Raw genomic sequence first — 19,859 nt, 5'->3', positions numbered from 1 at the left:
GATGGCCGGAGAGACTTACACCGCTTCTCTGTACCCTGCGAAAGGCTACCCTGTGCTCGAATTGCCCGTGTGGTTCGAGGTTGGCTCTCTAGTCGCCCTCGGCCTGATCCTCCTCATCGACCTCTTGCTGGTTATCCGGCGGCCCCATGAACCTTCCATGAAGGAAGCCGGCCTGTGGGTGGCGTTCTACGTCACGCTTGCCCTGGTGTTCGCCGGCGCCATGTTCGCCTTTACCGGAGCCGAGTTCGGCGGCCAGTTCGTGGCCGGCTGGGTCACCGAATACAGCCTGAGCATCGACAACCTGTTTGTCTTCATCATCATCATGGCCCGCTTCTCCGTACCCCGGAAATACCAGCAGGAAGTCCTGATGGTGGGCATCATCATCGCGCTGATCCTGCGCGGGATCTTCATCCTCCTCGGCGCCATCGTGATCGAGCAGTTCAGCTGGGTGTTCTACATCTTCGGCGCGTTCCTGCTCTGGACTGCGTGGAAGCAGGCCCAGGATGAGGGTGAGGACGAAGAGGACAAGGAAAACCCGCTCATCGCCCGGATCCGCAAGGTCATCCCGATGTCGGAGAAGTTCGACGGCGGGAAGCTTCGCACCACGGTTAACGGCAAGAAGGTGTTTACCCCGATGCTGATCGTGTTCATCACCATCGGCCTGACTGACCTTCTCTTCGCTGTTGACTCCATCCCCGCAATCTTCGGCCTCACGCAGAGCCCGTTCATCGTGTTCACGGCCAACCTGTTCGCCCTGATGGGCCTGCGCCAGCTGTACTTCCTGCTGGGTGGCCTGATGAACCGCCTCATCTACCTGAAGCACGCACTGTCCTTCATCCTGGCGTTCATCGGCGTGAAGCTGGTCCTGCACGCCATGCACGTGAACGAACTGCCGTTCATCAACGGTGGCCACCACATCGAATGGGCGCCTGAGATCCCCACGTTCGTCTCCCTGGCCGTCATCGTGGGCACCATCATTGTTGCCGTGGTTGCCAGCCTCGTCAGTTCCAAGGCAAAGACAGCCCACCTGGACCCGCGCCTCGAGGAAGACGCCAAGAAGAGCCTCAGGGACGCCGACCTCACCGACGCCGAATAGCGCTCCGCTTCTCCACCGTCCAGTCCAGTAATCCCGGCCGCAGCGCGGCCGGGATTACTGGCTTAAAACTGGCACTGTAGGACCGGGCCGCCGAGGACTATGCTCGGACCATGGCTGGCACTGTGATGACCGAAAGTGGAGTGCGCCAGGTGCAGAGGCGCACCGTGACGCTGCTGAGCGTGGCCCAGGTTTTCGCCGGCATCGGCACGGGGGCCACCGTTTCCATCGGCTCCATCCTTGCCGTGGAGCTCTCAGGCTCCACGGCCTGGGCAGGCTCCGTTGCCACCGTCATGACGCTCGGCGCAGCGCTGGCCGCGCTGCCGCTCGCCTCCCTCGCAGACCGTCGGGGCCGCCGGATCGGCCAGGTCACGGGGCTGTCCGCGGCACTGCTGGGCACGGTCCTGATGGTGCTTGCCGTGGTGTCCGGGCAGTTCATCCTTCTCGTGCTGGGGGCCGCGGGCATTGGCGTGGGCACCGCGGCCAGCCTCCAGGCGCGCTTCGCCGCCGTCGACCTCGCTGATGCCGAGCACCGTGGCAGGGCGCTGTCCGCCGTAGTGTGGGCAGTCACCGTCGGAGCTGTCGCCGGGCCGAACCTGGTCCAGCCGGGTGCAGTGGTGGGCCAGGCACTCGGGCTGCCTCCCATTGCGGGTCCTTTCGTCATTTCTGCAGCTGGCCTCCTTGTGGCTACGGTGTTGCTTTTTGCCGGCCTCAGGCCTGACCCCCTCCTCCTGGCCCGGGAGCTCGTCGCACAGCAGGAGGCCGGCCAGCCGCCGGTGACTCTCCAGGCTCCGCCTGCACAGGCCCGAAGCGGCGGTTCACTCGTCCGCGGCATGCGTGCGATCCGCCAGTCGAGGGCAGCCTGGCTGGCACTGGCCGCCGTCGTCGGTGCCCATGCGGTCATGGTGGGGGTGATGTCCATGACGCCGCTGCACTTGCAGGAACTCGTCGCAGGGCCGGGCCATGCCGGGCACGCCGCCACGGGCGATGTGCTGGTAATCATCGGGTTCACGATCTCCCTGCACATCGCGGGGATGTTTGCCCTATCGCCAGTGATGGGGTGGCTGACAGACAAGGCCGGCAGGACGGAGACGATCATGATCGGCTTCGCCACACTGATCGCGGCTGTCGCAGTGGCCGGGTTCGGCCAAGCGTCCACGGCGGCAGTTGCCGTGGGGCTAGTGCTGCTGGGTGTGGGCTGGTCTGCTTCCACTATTTCCGGTTCCACGCTCCTCGCCGAAAGCGTCGGCCAGGAGTCCCGCGTGATGGTCCAAGGCGTGTCCGACATGCTGATGGGAGCCGCCGGGGCGGTTGGCGGGGCAACTTCTGGCCTGGTCCTTAGCGGGGCAGGCTACCTGGGGTTGAACCTGGTGGGCGCCGTAGTAGGGGCGGCGGTCCTGGCGGCTGCCTCCGTGACACTCCTGGCGCAGCGACGCAAGTCAGTGCCGGGCTGAACGCACCATACCGAGCAAACGGCCGAAGATGCCCTCGCCGTCGTCTGCTATGCCGTCATGGTGGAAGTCGGCTGTCTCCCAGACCTGGAGGCCGCGGACGGCGGCCGCCGTTTCCAAGGAAAGGCTGCGATCCACGTAGATGTCATCACGGTAGACCGCGGCGGCAACCGGGACGCTGTTGGCAGCCAGCTGGGTGCTATCGTACAGCGGCTTCCAGTCCGACTTGGCAGCCAGCAGTTGGGCGACGTGCCGCAGCGGCTGCAACGCCGGATCCTGCTCGAAGTACCACGGGTAGACCATTTCCCCCGTCAGCAGCAGGGGCTGGGCATCAGGATCGAACTCCGGGAACTCCTCGAGCACGCGCCAAGCGGCCCAGCCGCTGGCGTGCCCCTGGCCGTAGATGGATTCGTGCATTAGTGCATAGAGGGGGTTGGCCAGGCGGGACACAATACCCTGCACCTGCTCAAGGAACGTATCGGAGAGCCTGGCTCCGTTCGGTGACCCGGTGAACGCATCCTCCAGCAGGTAGTGCAGGCCATCCACCCTGGTGTTGCCGCCCAGGAAGGCGCCCACCATCTGGAACCGTTCCACCGTGAGGCGGCTGCCGTCGGGCAGGATTTCCTTGTTCTTGCGAAGGTGGGCGGCAATTCTTTCCACCGTCCTGCGGTCCTCCGGGTACCAGCTGAAATATTCGGTGTTGCGCTCGGCGACGCGACGGAAGGTGGCCCTGTAGACGTCGTCCGTGTGGCCGGACAGCGGGGCCAGCCCACCAGTGATCAGCGCTTCCTTGAGCCCCTCGGGCGCGAACGACAGATAGGTGAGGGCGCAGAATCCGCCGTAGCTTTGGCCATAAATGCTCCAGGGGCCAGAGCCGAGGGCAGCACGGATGAGCTCCGCGTCGGCCACGATCGAATCCGCCCTGAAGTGCTCAAGATAGCCCGCCTGCTCCTCAGCCGTCCCGTGCAACGGCAGCGTGTTCCGGTCAAGGGGGGTGGAGAGCCCGGTTCCGCGCTGGTCCAGCATCAGGATCCGGAAATCCCTGGCCGCCGCCTTGTTCCAGCCGCCCAGTGACGCGAGCCGGTTGCCCCGGCCACCGGGGCCGCCCTGGAGGAACAGCAGCCAGGGCAGTTCTTGCGCCTCAGCCTCGGTGTGGGCCGACGAGACGTACTCACGGGCGAATACCGTGATGGTCTCCGGAGCCGTCCCGCCCGTGGCGGGCGCCGGCTCCCCGGTGCCTCTCCCCGTCCCGAAATGATCCAGCGGGACAGTGAAGTAGTGCTCGGCGGTGCGCATGCCACGGAATTCATGGCGCGCCCGTACCGTGTGCCGGACCGGCGTTTTGGTCCTCGCGGCCGTGGCGGCCCGCTCAGCCATGGATGGCCGCTGCTGTGCTGCTGCCGAAGTGCTCCAGGGCGTCACCAGTCAGCCGGAACGTGGACCAGCCGTCCATAGGACGCGCCCCGAGGCCCCGATAGAAGTTGATGGAGGGCTCGTTCCAGTCCAGGACGCTCCACTCCACCCTGGCGTAGCCGTTTTCGACGGCGGTGGCGGCCAGGTGCTGCAGGAGCGCCTTGCCGTGCCCCTCACCACGGGCGTGCGGGCTGACATAGAGGTCTTCAAGGTAAATGCCGTGCACACCTTCCCACGTGGAGTAGTTAAGGAACCACAGCGCAAACCCCTGGACCTCGCCCGCCGCGTTTTCGGCCATGGTGGCAAACACCCGGGGATTGTCCCCGAAAAGGGCCTCGGCCAGCTTTTCCGGGGTGTTGCGGACGGCGTCCGGTTCCTTCTCGTAGATGGCCAGTTCGTGGATCATCTGCAGGATCGCGGGGACGTCGTGCCGGGTTGCCGGGCGGATTACACTCATGGTCCGAGTTTACTAGGGACCTAGAGCCGGTTGACGTCTGTCACTCGGACCATTGCCGTGCCGGTTTCGTCGGACGCGGCCAGGTCCACCTCCGCAGAAATTCCCCAGTCGTGGTTACGTGCCGGGTCATCAAAGATCTGCCGGACCTTCCACAGCCCCGGTTCCTCGGTGATGATCAGCAGGCCCGGGCCGCGGGCATCCGGCCCGGTACCGATGTCGTTGTGCTCGTCGAAGTAGTCGTCCAGGACGTCCTCCCAACGCTCGGCATCCCAGCCTGCACCGCCGTCGAGCTCGCCCAGCGCTGCGGCGTCCTCATCGGCGAACAGTTCCACCCTGCGGAACATTTCGTTGCGCACCATCACCCGGAAGGCCCGGATGTTGGATGTCAGCGACGGCGGCGGGGGAGGCGGTGCATCGTGCGGTGTGGGCGCTGCCCCGGACGTCAGTTCCTCCCATTCGTCCAGCAGGCTCGAATCGACTTGCCGGACCAGTTCGCCGAGCCAGGCGATGAGATCTTCGAGGTCCTCGCGGAGGAGATCCTGCGGTACGGTCTGGCGCAACGCCTTGAAGCAGTCGGCGAGGTAGCGAAGGACAATGCCTTCGGAGCGCGCCAGCCCGTAGAACTGGACAAATTCGCCGAAGTTCATGGCACGCTCGTACATATCCCGGACCACGGACTTCGGTGCCAGCTCAAAGTCGCCCACCCACGGCGCAGCCTTGCGATAGACCTCGAAGGCTTCACCCAGGAGCTCCGCGAGCGGCTGCGGATACGTGACCTCCTCCAGCATGGCCATGCGCTGGTCGTACTCAATGCCGTCGGCCTTCATGGCGGCGATGGCTTCGCCGCGTGCCTTCTTCTGCTGGGCGGACAGGATCTGCCGGGGCTTCTCCAGCGTCGCCTCAATCACGGACACTACGTCCAGGGCGTACGACGGCGAATCCGGGTCCAGCAGTTCCAGTGCAGCGAGGGCGAACGGCGAGAGCGGTTGGTTCAGCGCAAAGTTGGCCTGCAGGTGGACAGTGAGCCTGACGGTCCTGCCGTCAGCGCCCTGCTCCGGGGCGGGTATCTGCTCCACCACCTCGGCGGCAAGCAGTTCCCGGTAGATCCCCAGGGCCCTTTTCATGAGCTGGAGCTGTGAGGACCGGGACTCGTGGTTCTCGGTCAGGAGCCGCCGGGCGGCCTGGAACGGGTCGCCCGGACGCTCCATCAGGTTCATCAGCATCGCGTGGGTCACACTGAAGCTTGAGTTCAAGGGATCGGGGACGGACTCGACCAGGCGCTTGAACGTAGGCTCACCCCACGACACAAAACCTTCCGGCGGCTTCTTCTTGACCACCTGGCGGAGTTTCTTCTGGTCATCGCCGAACTTGGCCGTGGCCTTGGCCATTGCCTTCACGTTTTCCGTCACGTGCTCCGGCGCCTGAACCACCACCGTCCCGGCGGTGTCATAGCCTGCGCGTCCTGCCCGGCCGGCAATCTGGTGGAACTCACGTGAGTTGAGCAGCCGGGTGCGTACGCCGTCGTACTTGCTCAAAGCCGTGAGCAGCACGGTGCGGATGGGCACGTTGATACCCACGCCCAGCGTGTCGGTTCCGCAGATCACCTTTAGCAGACCTGCCTGGGCAAGCTGTTCAACGAGCCTCCGGTACTTCGGCAGCATGCCCGCATGGTGGACGCCGATGCCATGCCTGACAAGCCTGTTGAGGGTCTTGCCAAAGCCTGCCGCAAAACGGAAGTTGGCGATCAGCTCCGCGATCTTGTCCTTCTCCTCGCGGGTGCACACGTTGATGCTCATCAGGGTCTGGGCGCGGTCGATCGCCTCGATCTGGCTGAAGTGCACCACATACACAGGAACTTGCTTGGTGGAGAGCAGTTCCTCGAGGGTCTCGTGGACCGGCGTCTGGTGGTAGTAGTAGTGCAGCGGGATGGGACGCTCGGCGGAACTGACGGTGGTGGTGGGCCGTCCGGTGAGTTCGGTGATGCCGTCCTCGAACCGGCTCACGTCGCCCAGCGTCGCGGACATCAGGAGGAACTGGGCCTGGGGGAGCTCCAGCAGCGGCACCTGCCACGCCCAGCCGCGCTGCGGATCCGAGTAGAAGTGGAACTCGTCCATGATTACGGCGCCAAGGTCCGCACCTGCCCCTTCGCGGAGGGCGATGTTCGCCAGGATCTCGGCCGTGCAGCAGATGATGGGTGCGTCCTGGTTCACGCCCGAATCACCGGTGATCATGCCAACATTCTCGGCGCCGAAAATGTCGCACAGGGCAAAGAACTTCTCTGAGACAAGTGCTTTGATGGGCGCTGTGTAGTAGCTGCGCTGTCCGCGGGCCATTGCCTGGAAGTGCGCTGCGATGGCGACGAGGGACTTTCCGGAACCGGTGGGCGTTGCGAGGATGACGTTGGCGCCCGTGGCGAGTTCCATGATGGCCTCGTCCTGGGCAGCGTACAGGGCAAGCCCGCGGCTTTCGGTCCATTCCAGGAATTGTGTGTACAGGGCGTCCGGGTCAAGGCCTGCGCCCGTGGGGTTTGAGGCGGGCAGGACGGGCAGCTGGTCAACGAGTTTCATTGTTTTCCAGCTTAGTGCCCGGGAGCCGCCGCAGATCCTGGCGAGGGCGGGTCAGGCTCGCGGTACCGGTGCGAACAACAGACCATGGAGACATCCGAGGATACGGATATGGGAGGCCTACCCAGCCACGGAACAAGGGACAGCGCTCCCGTTCCGAAGAATCTTCGCGGTAGCCCGCAAGAACGCCTAGGCCTGGAATTCCATTCGCTGTAGATTGCTTACGGCACGCGTCACGCCGCGTGACAACAGAACGAATGTGATGTGGCTTACAATGACGGAGCGGCTGTTGGGGGAGGGGCATCCTGTTCCCGATTGGCCTCCAGACGACTTGTGGAGGTGCAGTGCTTATCGGCTTGATGATCCGGCTGCTCGCCGCCCACAAGGTCGCTGTCGCAGCCATCGTCTTCCTGCAGTTGGTCCAAACCCTCGGCAACCTGCTGCTGCCCACCGTCAATGCCGCCATCATCGACGACGGCATCGTCCCTGGAGACACCAATGTCATTCTCAGGCTCGGCGCAGTCATGGCCGCCATTGCAGTTGTTCAGGCGGCGGCAGCCCTGGCGGCCGGGTATCTTGGGGCCGTGGTGGCAATGCGGCTCGGTGCGCAGTTGCGCCAGGAGGTTTTCGGCAAAATCCAATCGCTCTCATCCCAGGAAATCGCGTCCTTCGGCGCTCAGAGCCTGGTGACCCGGACCACCAACGACACCCTGCAGATCCAATCGTTCGCCGTGCTCGTCTTCACCATGCTGGTGGCGGCACCGGTCATGGGCGCGGGCGGGATCGTCCTGGCACTGCAGCAGGATGTGGTGCTTTCCTCGATCGTCATTGTGGTGGTGCCGGTGCTGATGGCCATCATGTACGTCATCGTGCGCCGCTTGGTTCCGCTGTACCGTGATGGACAGGAGCTCCTGGACCGGACCGGCGAAGTGCTGCGGGAACAGATCATCGGAGCGAACATCATCAGGGCCTTCGTCCGGCAGGACCACGAGACCCAGCGCTTTGCGCAGGCGAACGGCAGGCTGACACGGAACAACCTCCAGTCTGCCCTGCTCGTGGCAGGCATGCTGCCGCTGATCATGATCGTCGTGAACCTTTCCTCGGTCGCCGTTATCTGGTTCGGCGGACACCGGGTCCAGGCCGGTGACATGAAGCTGGGCGCCCTGACAGCTTTCATCGCGTATATTCTGCAGATTTTGCTGGCCATCATGATGGCCATGTATGTCCTGATGACCGGGCCCCGGGCTGCCGTGTGTGCCGAGCGGCTGCGGGCCGTTCTTGACACCTCCCCTTCGGTCGCGGACCGTCGCCCGGAAGTCCCCACAGGCACCGACCGGCCAGCGTTCGACGGCGGTGATCTCGCCTTCCGCGACGTCTCCTTCTCCTACCCCGGCGCCGAGGCCCCGGTGCTGGAAGCGGTCTCCTTCACGGCCCGGCAGGGCAGTATCACCGCAATTGTGGGTTCGACGGGCAGCGGGAAATCTACCCTGATCAACCTGCTGCCTCGTTTTCTTGACGCCACGTCCGGCCACATCACCCTCGCGGGACGGGACATCCGGTCCATGCCCCTGGATGTCCTCCGCCAGAACATCGCCTTGGCGCCGCAGCGGTCCCACCTTTTTACCGGGACCATTGCCGACAACCTGAGGGTCGCGGCCCCGGACGCCGCTGAAGCCGAGCTCTGGGACGCGCTGGAGACTGCCCAGGCGGCGGAATTCGTGCGGGAACTTCCACTGCAGCTCCAGGCTCCGGTGGGCCAGGGGGGAACAACGCTCTCCGGCGGCCAGCGCCAGCGTTTGTGCGTTGCCAGGGCGGTGCTTCGCCGCGCGCCCCTCTATCTCTTTGATGACAGCTTCTCGGCGCTGGATTTTGATACTGAAGCCCGGTTGCGCGACCGCCTTGAAACGGCGCTGGGACACGCCGTCGTGATTATCGTGGCCGAACGGATTTCCACTGTCGCGGGTGCGGGCCAAATACTGGTGCTCGACGACGGCCGCCTGGTGGCCGGGGGTACGCACGGCGAGCTGCTGGAAACTTCCCCCACGTACCGTGAGATCGCAGGGTCCCAGTTGGCGTTGGGGGACATGCCATGACCGCGCCGCTGCCGGGTGGGGAGGCGGGGCTGCGTTTCTGGCCCACTGCCCGCAGGCTGCTCGGACTGCTGCACCCCTTCCGGTGGGCCATGGCCGGCGCCATTGCCGCGACCTGCATATTTGCCGGGCTGAATGTTGCCGCCCCTAAGTACCTGGGCGACGCCACGGACATCGTGGTGGACGGAGTGATGGCCGGCACCCTGGACTCGCGTGCACTGGGCAGCGTGCTCGGGGCAGTCTCACTGATGTACGTGGGCGCCTCGCTATTTAACTGGATCCAGGGCTCACTTACGGCCAGCTCCGTCCAGGGCGTGATGTACCGCCTGCGGGCCGCGGTGGAGGACAAGCTGAACCGGTTGCCGTCAACCTACTTCCAGGAAAAGTCGCGGGGCGACGTCCTCAGCCGGGCCACGAATGACATCGACAATATCGCCCAGGCCCTTAGCCAGGCACTCACCCAATTGATCATGTCGGTCCTGATGCTGTGCGGCGCACTGGCAATGATGCTCTGGATCTCACCGGTCCTCGCCTGCATAGCCCTGCTGTCCGTTCCGCTCTCCACGGTGATTACCGTGCTGGTGGCGCGCCGGTCCCAATCGCATTTCTCCCGGCAATGGACCGAGACAGGCGAACTGAACGCGCACGTTGAGGAATTCATCACGGGGCATGAGGTCATCAAGGCCTTTGGCTACCAGGAGCAGGCAGCTGCTGTGTTTGCTGCCAGCAATGACCGCCTGGCCAGGGCTGCGACCAAGGCCCAATACTCGTCGGGCCTGGTCCAGCCGCTGATGATCCTGGTGGCCAACCTCAATTACATCGCAGTTGCCGTCGTGGGAGCGCTGCAGGTCACTGCCGGAGCAATGACTATCGGCGGAATCCAGGCTTTCATCCAGTTCAGCAGGCTTTTTACCCAGCCCGTGGGCCAGATCGGCGGCCTGCTGAGCGTCATCCAGTCCTGCATGGCATCCGCAGGACGGGTTTTCGACCTCCTCGACGCCGTGGAGCTGCCTTCGGAACGCCGGGGGAAGCAGTCCACAACAGAACCGGCCGGCCGCATCGTCTTCGATAACGTTACGTTCGGCTATCGCGAGCGGGTCCACGCCGTGCGCGGGCTGTCCTTCACGGTAGAACCAGGCCAGACGGTTGCGATCGTAGGCCACACCGGGGCTGGAAAGACCACAGTGGTCAACCTCCTGATGCGGTTCTACGAGTTAGGGTCAGGGCGCATCACCATGGGCGGAACCGATATCGCGGCCATGCCCCGGGATCTTCTGCGCTCAGCCTTTGGCGTGGTACTTCAGGATGCCTGGCTTTTCGCCGGAACCATCCGGGAAAACATCGCTTATGGACGCCTCGGAGCCACGGAGCACCAGGTCGTTGCCGCCGCGGAATCGACGCACGTGGACCACTTCGTCCGGGCCTTGCCCGCTGGCTACGACACCATGCTTCACAACGGCGGGGACCCGCTGAGCCAGGGCCAGCGCCAGCTGATTACGATTGCCCGCGCCCAGTTGGCGGGCAGGAGCGTGCTGATCCTCGACGAAGCCACCAGTTCCGTGGATTCCCGGACCGAAGTGCTGATCCGGCAGGCCATGCAGAGGCTCCGGCGCGGGAAAACCAGTTTTGTGATCGCGCACCGTTTGTCCACAGTCCGGGACGCTGATCTAATTCTGGTCATGGACCACGGACGCATCGCGGAGCAAGGCACGCATCACAGCCTGCTGGCCGCCAACAGCTATTACGCCCGGCTTTACGCTGCCCAGTTCGCTGGCCACCCCAATGGACGCAAGAACGGTGGCGCCAAGGAAGGGGCCGCAGGCCTCCCTCCCTTGGAGAGTCGGCCGCTGGAGGCTGACGCCATGGGTGCAGGTGCATTGGAGGCGGGCATTTGACCGCGGCGTCGCCCTTTCCCGGGGAATGGAAACCGAACCAGGGCAGCACGGTGGCGCTCTTCGAACAGCTCCGACTGCAAGTGATCAAGCTGGCGGACAGCGGAGCGTTGCCGCCGGGCACCAGGCTTCCGGCGGTGCGGAGCCTCGCAAGTCAGCTCGACGTCGCCCCTCATACCGTCGCCCGCGCCTACAAGGAACTCGAGGCGGCTGGAGTGGTTGCCACCAGGGGGAGGAACGGTACGGTGGTCTGCGCGCGGGACGAACGCTGGGGAACCCTCTCCGCCGCCGCGGCTACGTACGCGTCCGCTGCCCGGGCGCAGGGGGCTACGTTCGCAGAAGCCGTACAGCTCCTCGCGGCCGCCTACGATGCTGAGTAGCACGCTGCATGGATATTCGAAGAAGTTTTCGATTAGCATTAGTGGGTGCCTAAAGCCGTAGCTGAAGAAACAGCAGTCGAGTCCGTTCCCGCCACCATTGAAAAGTCCATCGTCAAGCCTGTACGTCCGGACCTCTCCCGCCTGGTGGTGAAGGGTGCGCGCGAACACAACCTGCGCAACGTGGACCTGGACCTTCCCCGCGATGCCATGATCGTCTTCACCGGCTTGTCGGGCTCCGGGAAATCCTCCCTTGCCTTTGACACCATCTTCGCCGAGGGGCAACGGCGTTACGTCGAATCGCTGTCAGCCTACGCCCGGCAGTTCCTGGGGCAGGTGGACAAACCCGACGTCGACTTCATCGAAGGTCTCTCGCCGGCAGTCTCCATCGACCAGAAATCGACCAGTAAGAACCCGCGGTCCACCGTGGGGACCATCACCGAAATCTACGACTACATGCGCCTGCTGTGGGCCAGGGTGGGCCGGCCGCACTGCCCCGTGTGTGGCGAGCCCGTAGCCAAGCAGACGCCGCAGCAGATCGTGGACCAGTTGCTGGAGCTCGAGGAAGGAACTCGCTTCCAGGTCCTCGCCCCGGTGGTTCGCGGACGCAAGGGCGAATTCGTGGAGCTGTTCAAGGAACTCACAGCGAAGGGTTACTCGCGGGCGCGCGTGGACGGTGAACTGGTCCAGCTCAGTGACGCCCCGAAGCTGGGCAAGCAGTTCAAGCACACCATCGAGGTAGTAGTGGACCGGCTGGTGGTCAAGGAAGGCATCAGCCAGCGCCTGACAGATTCCATCGAGACAGCCCTCGGCCTCGCCGAAGGACGCGTACTGGCAGAATTCGTGGACCTCGACGCCGATGATCCTGGCCGGCTGCGCGCGTTCTCCGAGAACCTGGCCTGCCCCAACGAGCACCCGCTTGCCATTGACGAGATCGAACCCCGTTCCTTCTCCTTCAACAATCCCTTTGGCGCCTGCGCCGCCTGCAGTGGCATCGGCACCCGGCTCGAAGTGGACGAGGAACTGATTGTCCCCAACCCGGAGCTTTCCCTCTCCGAGGGTGCCATCGCCCCATGGTCCCTGGGCACGGCTACCACTGAGTATTGGAACCGGCTGTTGGAAGGCCTGGCGAAGGAACTGGGCTTCTCCATGAAGACACCGTGGGAGAAACTGGGCAACGACGTCCGCCAGACGGTCCTGCACGGCAAGGACCACAAAGTGGTGGTCCAGTACAAAAACCGGTTTGGGCGGGAGCGAAAATACAGCACCGGCTTCGAAGGCGCCATCCAGTACGTCCACCGCAAGCATGGCGAAACGGACTCCGATTGGGCCCGCGACCGCTACGAAGAATACATGCGGCAGATTCCGTGCCCCGCCTGCAACGGGGCGCGGCTGAATCCTGCCTCCCTCTCGGTCCTCATCAACGGCAAGTCCATCGCCGACGTCGCCGCCCTGCCGATGCGCGACTGCGCGGACTTCCTGAACAACCTGGTACTGACCGGCCGCGAAGCACAAATCGCACATCAGGTGCTCAAGGAAATCCAGGCCCGGTTGACCTTCCTGCTGGACGTGGGGCTGGAATACCTGAACTTGGAGCGCCCGTCCGCAACTCTGTCCGGCGGCGAAGCGCAGCGAATCCGGCTGGCCACGCAGATTGGATCGGGGCTCGTGGGCGTGCTCTACGTCCTCGACGAGCCATCCATCGGGCTGCACCAGCGGGACAACCGCCGGTTGATCGACACCCTCACCCGGCTGCGGGACATGGGCAACACCCTCATCGTGGTTGAGCATGATGAAGACACCATCCACGTGGCGGACTGGATCGTGGACATAGGACCCGGCGCCGGCGAGCACGGCGGCCAGGTGGTGCACTCCGGGTCCTACCAGGACCTGCTCAAGAACACGGAATCCCTGACCGGCGACTACCTGTCCGGCCGAAAGCAGATCGAGGTGCCCAAAAAGCGCCGCAAGTACGACAAAAAGCGTGAGCTCAAAGTTGTGGGCGCCCGGGAAAACAACCTGGTCAACGTGGATGCCGCCTTCCCGTTGGGCCTGTTCACGGCCGTGACCGGCGTCAGCGGGTCAGGCAAGTCCACGCTCGTCAACGAAATCCTCTACAAGGTGTTGGCCAACAAACTCAACGGAGCCAAGCAGGTGGCCGGCCGGCACAAGCTGGTCCAGGGCCTGGAGCACCTTGACAAGGTGGTGCATGTGGACCAGAGCCCCATCGGCCGCACCCCGCGGTCCAACCCGGCCACCTACACCGGCGTCTTCGACAACATCCGCAAGCTGTTCGCGGAGACCACCGAGGCGAAGGTCCGCGGCTACCTTCCGGGCCGGTTCTCCTTCAACGTCAAGGGCGGACGCTGCGAAGCCTGCTCGGGCGACGGCACGCTCAAAATCGAAATGAACTTCCTCCCGGACGTTTATGTGCCCTGCGAGGTCTGCCATGGTGCCCGGTACAACCGGGAAACCCTGGAAGTCCACTACAAGGGCAAGACCATCGCCGATGTGCTGAACATGCCCATCGAGGAAGGGGCGGAGTTCTTTGCCGCCTTCTCGCCCATCGCACGGCACCTGAACACGCTGGTGGACGTCGGCCTGGGCTACGTACGCCTGGGACAGCCTGCCACAACGCTCTCCGGTGGCGAGGCCCAGCGGGTCAAGCTGGCGGCGGAACTGCAGAAGCGGTCCAACGGCCGCAGCGTCTACGTCCTTGACGAGCCCACCACGGGCCTGCACTTCGAGGACATCCGCAAGCTCCTGATGGTTCTGCAGGGCCTCGTAGACAAGGGCAATACCGTCATCACCATCGAGCACAACCTGGACGTCATCAAGAGCGCCGACTGGATTGTGGACCTTGGCCCGAACGGCGGCTCGGGCGGCGGCCAGATCGTGGCCACCGGAACCCCGGAACAGGTAGCCAAATCGACGGAGAGCCACACGGCAGCGTTCCTCGCTGAAATTCTGGGCTAACGGCGTCGGCGCCGGCCGAAGCATTCCCGAAATATTCCCTGACGGGTATGCGAGTTTCAGGCTGGACAGGTGTCGTGAGAAACTAAGCCGGTGACTCAAACAACAGTGCCCGTGATCTTCGACCTGGACGGCACTCTTGTCGATCCGGCCGGTGGGATAACAGACGGAATCGCTTCGGCCCTCCGGGAGCTGGGGCTCCCGGTCCCCGGCCAGGAGCTCCTGGACGCGATGATCGGTCCCAAACTGAGCGACTCGCTCCTGACCGTGGCTCAGGTTCCGGCGGACAAGCTCGATGACGTCATCCGCCTCTACCGGCAGTACTACCTGGCGCAGGGCATTGCCCAGGGCCGGCTCTACCCGGGAATCCTGGATGTGCTGGACAGTTTCGCTGCCGCAGGCCGTCCGGTGGCTGTGGCCACCCAGAAGCCTGAGGGCCTGGCCCGAATTGTCCTTCAGCACCACGGTATTGCCGGCAAGTTCAGCTTCATCAGGGGTTCAGCCGATGACGAGTCCGCGGCCGCCGCGGGTCCGGTGGGCAAGGCAGGGATTATTGCCGCGGCGCTGGGCGACCTCACCACCCAGCACGCCGTCATGGTGGGTGACCGGGCCCAGGACGTGGCGGGTGCTATCGCCAACGGCCTTGACTGCATCGGCGTGAGCTGGGGATTCGCGCCCGACGGCGAGCTGGAGAACGCAGGCGCAGTCGCCGTCGTGGACACCGCCCCGGACCTGGTGGCGGCCATCGAACGGCTGGAAGCCATCCACACCGCAGCCATGAGTGAGGTGCACAACGATGGCACTGTTTGAGGCGGTCCGCTGGACCTTTCGCGGGCTCGTCGCGGGTACCTGCCGGCCCACCGTCGTCGGCCTTGAAAACGTCCCCAAAGAAGGGCCCTTCATTGTGGCGCCGAACCACCTCTCGTTTTTTGACAGCGTCATCGTCCAGGCACTGATGCCGCGGCCCGTGGCCTTCTTCGCCAAAGCCGAGTACTTCACCACGGGTGGCGTCAAGGGAAAGGTCATGAAATCTTTCTTCGAGTCCGTGGGGTCCATCCCCGTGGAGCGCGGCGAGCAGGCAGCCAGCGTCCAGGCGCTCAAAACCCTCATGGACATCCTGGAGGACGGCAAGGGCATCGGCATCTACCCGGAAGGCACACGGTCCCGGGACGGCATCCTCTACCGCGGTCGCACCGGCGTGGGCTGGCTTGCGCTGGCAACCGGAGCCCCGGTGGTCCCCGTCGGCCTGATTGGCACGGAGAACCTGCAGCCGGCGGGTGAAAAGGGTTTCAAGCCGCATCACTTCACCATGAAGGTGGGTGAGCCGCTCTATTTCGACAAGACCGGCCCCGACCACTCCCTTCCCGCCCGCCGCCAGGTGACTGACCGCATCATGGATGCGATCGCCGAACTCAGCGGGCAGGAACGCTCCACCAGCTACAACCAGAGCAAAGCAACGGATTAGGAGCCGCGTGCTTCAGGTGGCCCAAGCCACCGCGCCGCCTCAGTAGACTGGATAGGTGGCAAATCCAGCAAGTTACCGGCCCCAAACGGGAGAAATTCCCACCAACCCGGGGGTCTACAGGTTCCGTGACCCCCACGGCAGGGTCATCTACGTCGGCAAAGCCAAAAGCCTCCGGTCACGGCTGAATTCCTACTTCGCGAACCCGGCCGGCCTGCTGCCCAAGACCTATGCCATGGTGCACGCGGCGTCCAGCGTGGAGTGGACCGTTGTGGGCAGCGAGCTGGAATCCCTGCAGCTCGAGTACACCTGGATCAAGGAGTTCAAGCCCCGGTTCAACGTGGTCTTCCGGGACGACAAGACCTACCCGTACCTGGCCCTCACCATGAGCGAAAAGCTGCCCAGGGTCCAGGTCATGCGGGGTGACAGGCGAAAAGGCACCCGGTACTTCGGCCCTTACACCGCCGGTGCCATCAGGGAAACCATGGACACCCTCCTGCGCGTATTCCCGGTGCGCAGCTGCTCAGCCGGTGTCCTTAAGAGGGCCCAGGCAAGTGGCCGGCCGTGCCTGCTTGGTTACATCGACAAATGCTCGGCGCCCTGCGTGGGCCGCATCTCCCCGGAGGACCACCGGGCCCTGGCTGAGGACTTTTGCGCGTTTATGGGCGGCGAGGCCAAGCGCTTTATCTCCCGGCTCGAAAAGGAAATGGCTGCCGCCGTAGCGGAGCTCGACTATGAGCGCGCCGCACGGCTGCGTGATGACATCGCCGCACTGCGCAAAGTCTTCGAGCGGAATGCAGTGGTCCTGGCGGAGGACACTGATGCCGACGTCTTCGCACTTCACGAGGACGAACTCGAGGCCGCCGTGCAGGTGTTCCACGTCCGGGGCGGCCGCGTCCGCGGCCAGCGGGGCTGGGTGGTCGAAAAGGTCGAGGATTCAACCCTTCCGGATCTCGTGGAGCACTTGCTGCAGCAGGTCTACGGCGAGGACGGCGACAGCCACGGCCGGCTCCCGAGGGAAGTGCTGGTCCCTGTTGTCCCCAGCAACCACACCGAGCTGACGCAATGGCTCGGCGGGCTGCGGGGCGCCAAAGTCGACATCCGGGTACCCCAGCGCGGCGATAAGGCTGCCTTGATGTCCACGGTCCGCGAGAACGCCGAGCATGCCCTCAAACTGCACAAAACCCGGCGTGCCGGTGACCTCACCGTCCGCTCCCAGGCGCTCCAGGAGCTACAGGAAGCACTGGACTTGCCCGTGGCGCTGCTGCGCATCGAATGCTATGACGTCTCGCACGTCCAGGGCACCAATGTGGTGGCTTCCATGGTGGTGGTTGAGGACGGCCTGCCCAAAAAGTCCGATTACCGAAAGTTCTCCGTTACCGGCGACGCAGCTACCGATGACACCGCCGCCATGCACGACGTCCTGACCAGGCGTTTCAGGCACTACCTCACGGACAAAACGGCACAGCTGGAAGCTTCTGCCCTTTCCGGGCACCAAGCTGCGCTCAATGCCGCCGGGGACGCGGCGGTACTGGACACCACTACCTCTGCTCCGAAGGCAAAGTTCGCCTATCCGCCCAACCTGGTAGTGGTCGACGGCGGCAAGCCCCAGGTCAACGCGGCCGCCCGCGCCCTCGCCGACCTCGGCATCGACGACGTCTACGTCGTGGGCCTGGCGAAACGCCTTGAGGAAGTCTGGCTGCCGGACAGCGACTTCCCGGTGATCCTCCCCAGGACATCAGCGGGGCTGTACCTGCTGCAGCGAATCCGCGATGAGGCCCACCGCTTCGCCATCACCTTCCACCGCCAGAAGCGCGGGAAGGCCATGACGGTCTCGGCACTGGATGGCGTGCCAGGGCTGGGTGAGTCCAAGCGCAAAGCATTACTGGACCATTTCGGTTCGGTCAAGGGGGTCAAGGCGGCCTCTGCGGGGCAGCTTTCGGAGGCAAAGGGCATCGGCCCGGCGCTGGCTGCTGCCATTGTTGCCCACTTCGGCTCCGACGCCGAGGCTGCCGACCTGGTCCCGGCAGTGAACATGGCCACCGGCGAAATCCTCGAAACTTAGCTAGGGTAAAGGTCGGGGATTCCGCCTTTGCGGTTCCCCGCCAACATGAGGACAGGAACGGGGCGGAATCAATGGCAGACTCGACGGCGGGATCCGGGACGGAGCAGGACGGGCTGACGCCGGTCAAGCCCCTTGAAGCGGAACTGCTGGTGGTCACCGGGATGTCCGGAGCGGGACGCAGCACGGCGGCGGACGCGCTGGAGGACCATGGCTGGTACGTCGTGGAGAACCTTCCGCCGCAGATGCTGGGGACCCTCGCGGAACTGGTCTCGCACGCGCCCCAGTCCATTCCCCGGCTGGCCGTTGTGATGGACGTCCGCAGCAAGGGTCTGTTCGCCGATATCCGCGCTGCCCTCGGCGCGCTGGCCGCCAGCGGTGTCACCTTCCGGGTGTTGTTCCTGGACGCGAACGACGACGTCCTGGTCCGCCGCTTCGAACAGGGCCGCCGGCCGCATCCCCTCCAGGAAGGCGGCCGGATCCTTGACGGCATAGCAGCCGAACGTGAGCTGCTGACGGAACTGCGCGACAGCGCCGACGTCGTGCTGGACACGTCCAACTACAACGTCCACGGCCTGGCCACGGCCATCACCGAACTCTTCAGCGAGACCGGCCCGGTGGCCCTGCGGCTCAACGTCATGAGCTTCGGCTTCAAATACGGCCTTCCGGTCGATTCCAACTACGTGGCCGACGTCCGCTTTATTCCGAACCCGCATTGGGTGCCCCAGCTGCGCCCCCATACGGGGCTGGACAAGGACGTCAGCGAGTACGTGCTGGAGGCCGAGGGGGTTAAGAATTTCGTGGACCGCTATGTGCTGGCATTGGAACCTGTCCTCGACGGCTACCGCCGGGAAAACAAGCACTACGCCACGATCGCCGTCGGCTGCACGGGTGGCAAGCACAGGTCTGTAGCCGTCGCCGTCGAACTTTCCAAGAAACTGGCCCAATATCCCAGGGTCACCGTAACAACCACCCACCGGGACCTGGGCCGCGAGTAATGGGGATGATTACCGGCCCGCTGCCTCTGGTTCCGCCTTCTGGCGGAACGGGATCCAGCCAGAAGGACAAAGGTCCCACCGTCGTCGCACTCGGGGGAGGCCACGGCCTGTTCGCTTCCCTCTCCGCCTTGCGGCTGCTCACCTCCGAGCTCACCGCGATCGTCACAGTGGCGGACGACGGCGGCTCGTCCGGGCGTCTGCGCGAAGAGTACGGCGTGCTGCCGCCCGGGGATTTGCGCATGGCACTGTCCGCGCTATGTGACGATACCGACTGGGGCCGAACCTGGCGCGACGTGATGCAGCACCGCTTCCGGCCGGGGGAGGGCCGTGGCGGCTCACTGGACGAACACGCCATGGGCAACCTGCTGATCGTCACACTCTGGGAACTGCTGGGCGACGCCGTCGCCGGACTGAAATGGGCCGGCGCGCTGCTGGGAGCACGCGGCCAGGTACTGCCGATGTCCACCGTCCCGCTCACGATTGAAGGCGACATCCGCCTCGCGTCCCCGGATGGCACGACGGCACTGCAGACCATTGTCGGCCAGGCCCGCTGTGCCGTGGCCGGTTCGCTGGAACAGGTCAGGCTGCTCCCCGAGGCAGCGCCCGCCTGCGTTGAGGCTCTGACCGCCATCGAGCTCGCCGACTGGGTGATCCTCGGCCCAGGGTCCTGGTACACCTCCGTGCTGCCGCACCTGCTGCTGCCGGAAATGCGGCAGGCGCTGTGCGGGACAGCCGCCAAACGGTGCCTGACCATGAACCTGGCCACGGACACCAAGGAGACGTCCGGTATGACCGCCGCCGACCACCTCCACGCGCTGCGCAAATACGCCCCGGACTTCAGCGTCGACGTCGTGCTCGCCGATCCGGCCTCCGTTCCTGACAGGCAGGAGTTCGAAAAGGCAGCCGGGATGATCGGTGCCGAGGTCGTCTTGGGTAAAGTAGGGGCGTCGGGCCGCCGACCCGTCCATGACCCCTTGCGTCTGGCAACGGCGTACCACGACATTTTTGGGAACAGTTAGGAAGGTGC

General features: G+C 64.6%; 14 protein-coding genes. 11 read left to right on the top strand and 3 right to left on the bottom strand.

Annotation, left to right across the window (positions count from 1 at the left end; all coding sequences use genetic code 11):
* Positions 1–52 precede the first annotated feature (52 nt).
* Both ACLKOZ_RS07840 and ACLKOZ_RS07835 read left to right on the top strand, forming a co-directional pair.
* Positions 53–1,096, top strand: a complete 1,044-nt coding sequence (locus tag ACLKOZ_RS07840) for a TerC family protein (RefSeq protein ID WP_436474081.1) — start codon at positions 53–55, stop codon at positions 1,094–1,096.
* A 110-nt stretch (positions 1,097–1,206) separates the two neighbouring features.
* Complete coding sequence (locus tag ACLKOZ_RS07835) at positions 1,207–2,547, top strand: MFS transporter (RefSeq protein WP_436474080.1); 1,341 nt, start codon at positions 1,207–1,209, stop codon at positions 2,545–2,547.
* Here ACLKOZ_RS07835 and ACLKOZ_RS07830 read toward each other — a convergent pair.
* From ACLKOZ_RS07830 to ACLKOZ_RS07820, 3 genes are read right to left on the bottom strand one after another with little or no spacing between them, the layout of a single operon-like run.
* A complete protein-coding gene (locus tag ACLKOZ_RS07830) occupies positions 2,533–3,921 on the bottom strand; it encodes an alpha/beta fold hydrolase (protein WP_436474078.1) in 1,389 nt (462 codons plus the stop codon). The genes ACLKOZ_RS07835 and ACLKOZ_RS07830 overlap by 15 nt on opposite strands.
* On the bottom strand, positions 3,914–4,414 hold the full coding sequence (locus ACLKOZ_RS07825; RefSeq protein ID WP_436474076.1) for an N-acetyltransferase family protein: 501 nt from the start codon (positions 4,412–4,414) through the stop codon (positions 3,914–3,916). The genes ACLKOZ_RS07830 and ACLKOZ_RS07825 overlap by 8 nt, the downstream gene beginning before the upstream one ends.
* Positions 4,415–4,434: 20 nt before the next feature.
* Positions 4,435–6,981 (bottom strand): DEAD/DEAH box helicase, encoded by a 2,547-nt coding sequence (locus ACLKOZ_RS07820; RefSeq protein WP_436474074.1) that lies wholly within the window; start codon positions 6,979–6,981, stop codon positions 4,435–4,437.
* A 356-nt stretch (positions 6,982–7,337) separates the two neighbouring features.
* On the opposite strand from ACLKOZ_RS07820, the gene ACLKOZ_RS07815 reads away from it, so the two are divergent.
* The 9 genes from ACLKOZ_RS07815 (at position 7,338) to ACLKOZ_RS07775 (ending at position 19,851) form a co-directional block, all read left to right on the top strand.
* Complete coding sequence (locus tag ACLKOZ_RS07815) at positions 7,338–9,071, top strand: ABC transporter ATP-binding protein (protein ID WP_436474267.1); 1,734 nt, start codon at positions 7,338–7,340, stop codon at positions 9,069–9,071.
* Positions 9,068–10,963, top strand: a complete 1,896-nt coding sequence (locus ACLKOZ_RS07810; protein WP_436474072.1) for an ABC transporter ATP-binding protein — start codon at positions 9,068–9,070, stop codon at positions 10,961–10,963. Before ACLKOZ_RS07815 ends, ACLKOZ_RS07810 begins: the two co-directional genes overlap by 4 nt.
* Entirely contained in the window at positions 10,960–11,340 is a 381-nt protein-coding gene (locus ACLKOZ_RS07805; protein WP_436474070.1) for a GntR family transcriptional regulator, read from the top strand. The genes ACLKOZ_RS07810 and ACLKOZ_RS07805 overlap by 4 nt, the downstream gene beginning before the upstream one ends.
* 45 nt (positions 11,341–11,385) lie before the next feature.
* Positions 11,386–14,313, top strand: a complete 2,928-nt coding sequence (gene uvrA, locus ACLKOZ_RS07800; protein WP_337347299.1) for an excinuclease ABC subunit UvrA — start codon at positions 11,386–11,388, stop codon at positions 14,311–14,313.
* Positions 14,314–14,403: 90 nt separating this feature from the next.
* The gene (locus tag ACLKOZ_RS07795) at positions 14,404–15,120 is read left to right on the top strand and encodes an HAD hydrolase-like protein (RefSeq protein ID WP_436474067.1); all 717 of its coding nucleotides are present in this window, start codon (positions 14,404–14,406) and stop codon (positions 15,118–15,120) included.
* A complete protein-coding gene (locus ACLKOZ_RS07790) occupies positions 15,107–15,775 on the top strand; it encodes a lysophospholipid acyltransferase family protein (protein ID WP_337347301.1) in 669 nt (222 codons plus the stop codon). The genes ACLKOZ_RS07795 and ACLKOZ_RS07790 overlap by 14 nt, the downstream gene beginning before the upstream one ends.
* Before the next feature lie 55 nt (positions 15,776–15,830).
* Complete coding sequence (gene uvrC, locus ACLKOZ_RS07785) at positions 15,831–17,837, top strand: excinuclease ABC subunit UvrC (RefSeq protein WP_436474064.1); 2,007 nt, start codon at positions 15,831–15,833, stop codon at positions 17,835–17,837.
* 71 nt (positions 17,838–17,908) lie between these two features.
* The gene (gene rapZ / locus ACLKOZ_RS07780) at positions 17,909–18,832 is read left to right on the top strand and encodes an RNase adapter RapZ (protein WP_436474062.1); all 924 of its coding nucleotides are present in this window, start codon (positions 17,909–17,911) and stop codon (positions 18,830–18,832) included.
* Positions 18,832–19,851, top strand: coding sequence for a gluconeogenesis factor YvcK family protein (locus tag ACLKOZ_RS07775; RefSeq protein ID WP_436474060.1), 1,020 nt, complete (start codon positions 18,832–18,834; stop codon positions 19,849–19,851). The genes rapZ and ACLKOZ_RS07775 overlap by 1 nt, the downstream gene beginning before the upstream one ends.
* The last annotated feature ends 8 nt before the right edge of the window (positions 19,852–19,859 follow it).

This window comes from Arthrobacter sp. R4, from assembly GCF_051365025.1.
Taxonomy (GTDB): domain Bacteria; phylum Actinomycetota; class Actinomycetes; order Actinomycetales; family Micrococcaceae; genus Arthrobacter.
The sequence above is the reverse complement of the archived record's forward strand: the minus strand, read 5'-3'. Positions and strand labels throughout refer to the sequence as shown.

What these genes read in the sequence shown, in the direction of transcription:
- ACLKOZ_RS07835 (WP_436474080.1), top strand. Translation starts at nt 1,207, where the DNA reads ATGGCTGGCACTGTGATGACCGAAAGTGGAGTGCGCCAGGTGCAGAGG.
- rapZ (WP_436474062.1), top strand. Translation starts at nt 17,909, where the DNA reads ATGGCAGACTCGACGGCGGGATCCGGGACGGAGCAGGACGGGCTGACG.
- ACLKOZ_RS07815 (WP_436474267.1), top strand. Translation starts at nt 7,338, where the DNA reads ATGATCCGGCTGCTCGCCGCCCACAAGGTCGCTGTCGCAGCCATCGTC.
- ACLKOZ_RS07830 (WP_436474078.1), bottom strand. Translation starts at nt 3,921, where the DNA reads ATGGCTGAGCGGGCCGCCACGGCCGCGAGGACCAAAACGCCGGTCCGG.
- ACLKOZ_RS07825 (WP_436474076.1), bottom strand. Translation starts at nt 4,414, where the DNA reads ATGAGTGTAATCCGCCCGGCAACCCGGCACGACGTCCCCGCGATCCTG.
- ACLKOZ_RS07810 (WP_436474072.1), top strand. Translation starts at nt 9,068, where the DNA reads ATGACCGCGCCGCTGCCGGGTGGGGAGGCGGGGCTGCGTTTCTGGCCC.
- ACLKOZ_RS07775 (WP_436474060.1), top strand. Translation starts at nt 18,832, where the DNA reads ATGGGGATGATTACCGGCCCGCTGCCTCTGGTTCCGCCTTCTGGCGGA.
- ACLKOZ_RS07790 (WP_337347301.1), top strand. Translation starts at nt 15,107, where the DNA reads ATGGCACTGTTTGAGGCGGTCCGCTGGACCTTTCGCGGGCTCGTCGCG.
- ACLKOZ_RS07820 (WP_436474074.1), bottom strand. Translation starts at nt 6,981, where the DNA reads ATGAAACTCGTTGACCAGCTGCCCGTCCTGCCCGCCTCAAACCCCACG.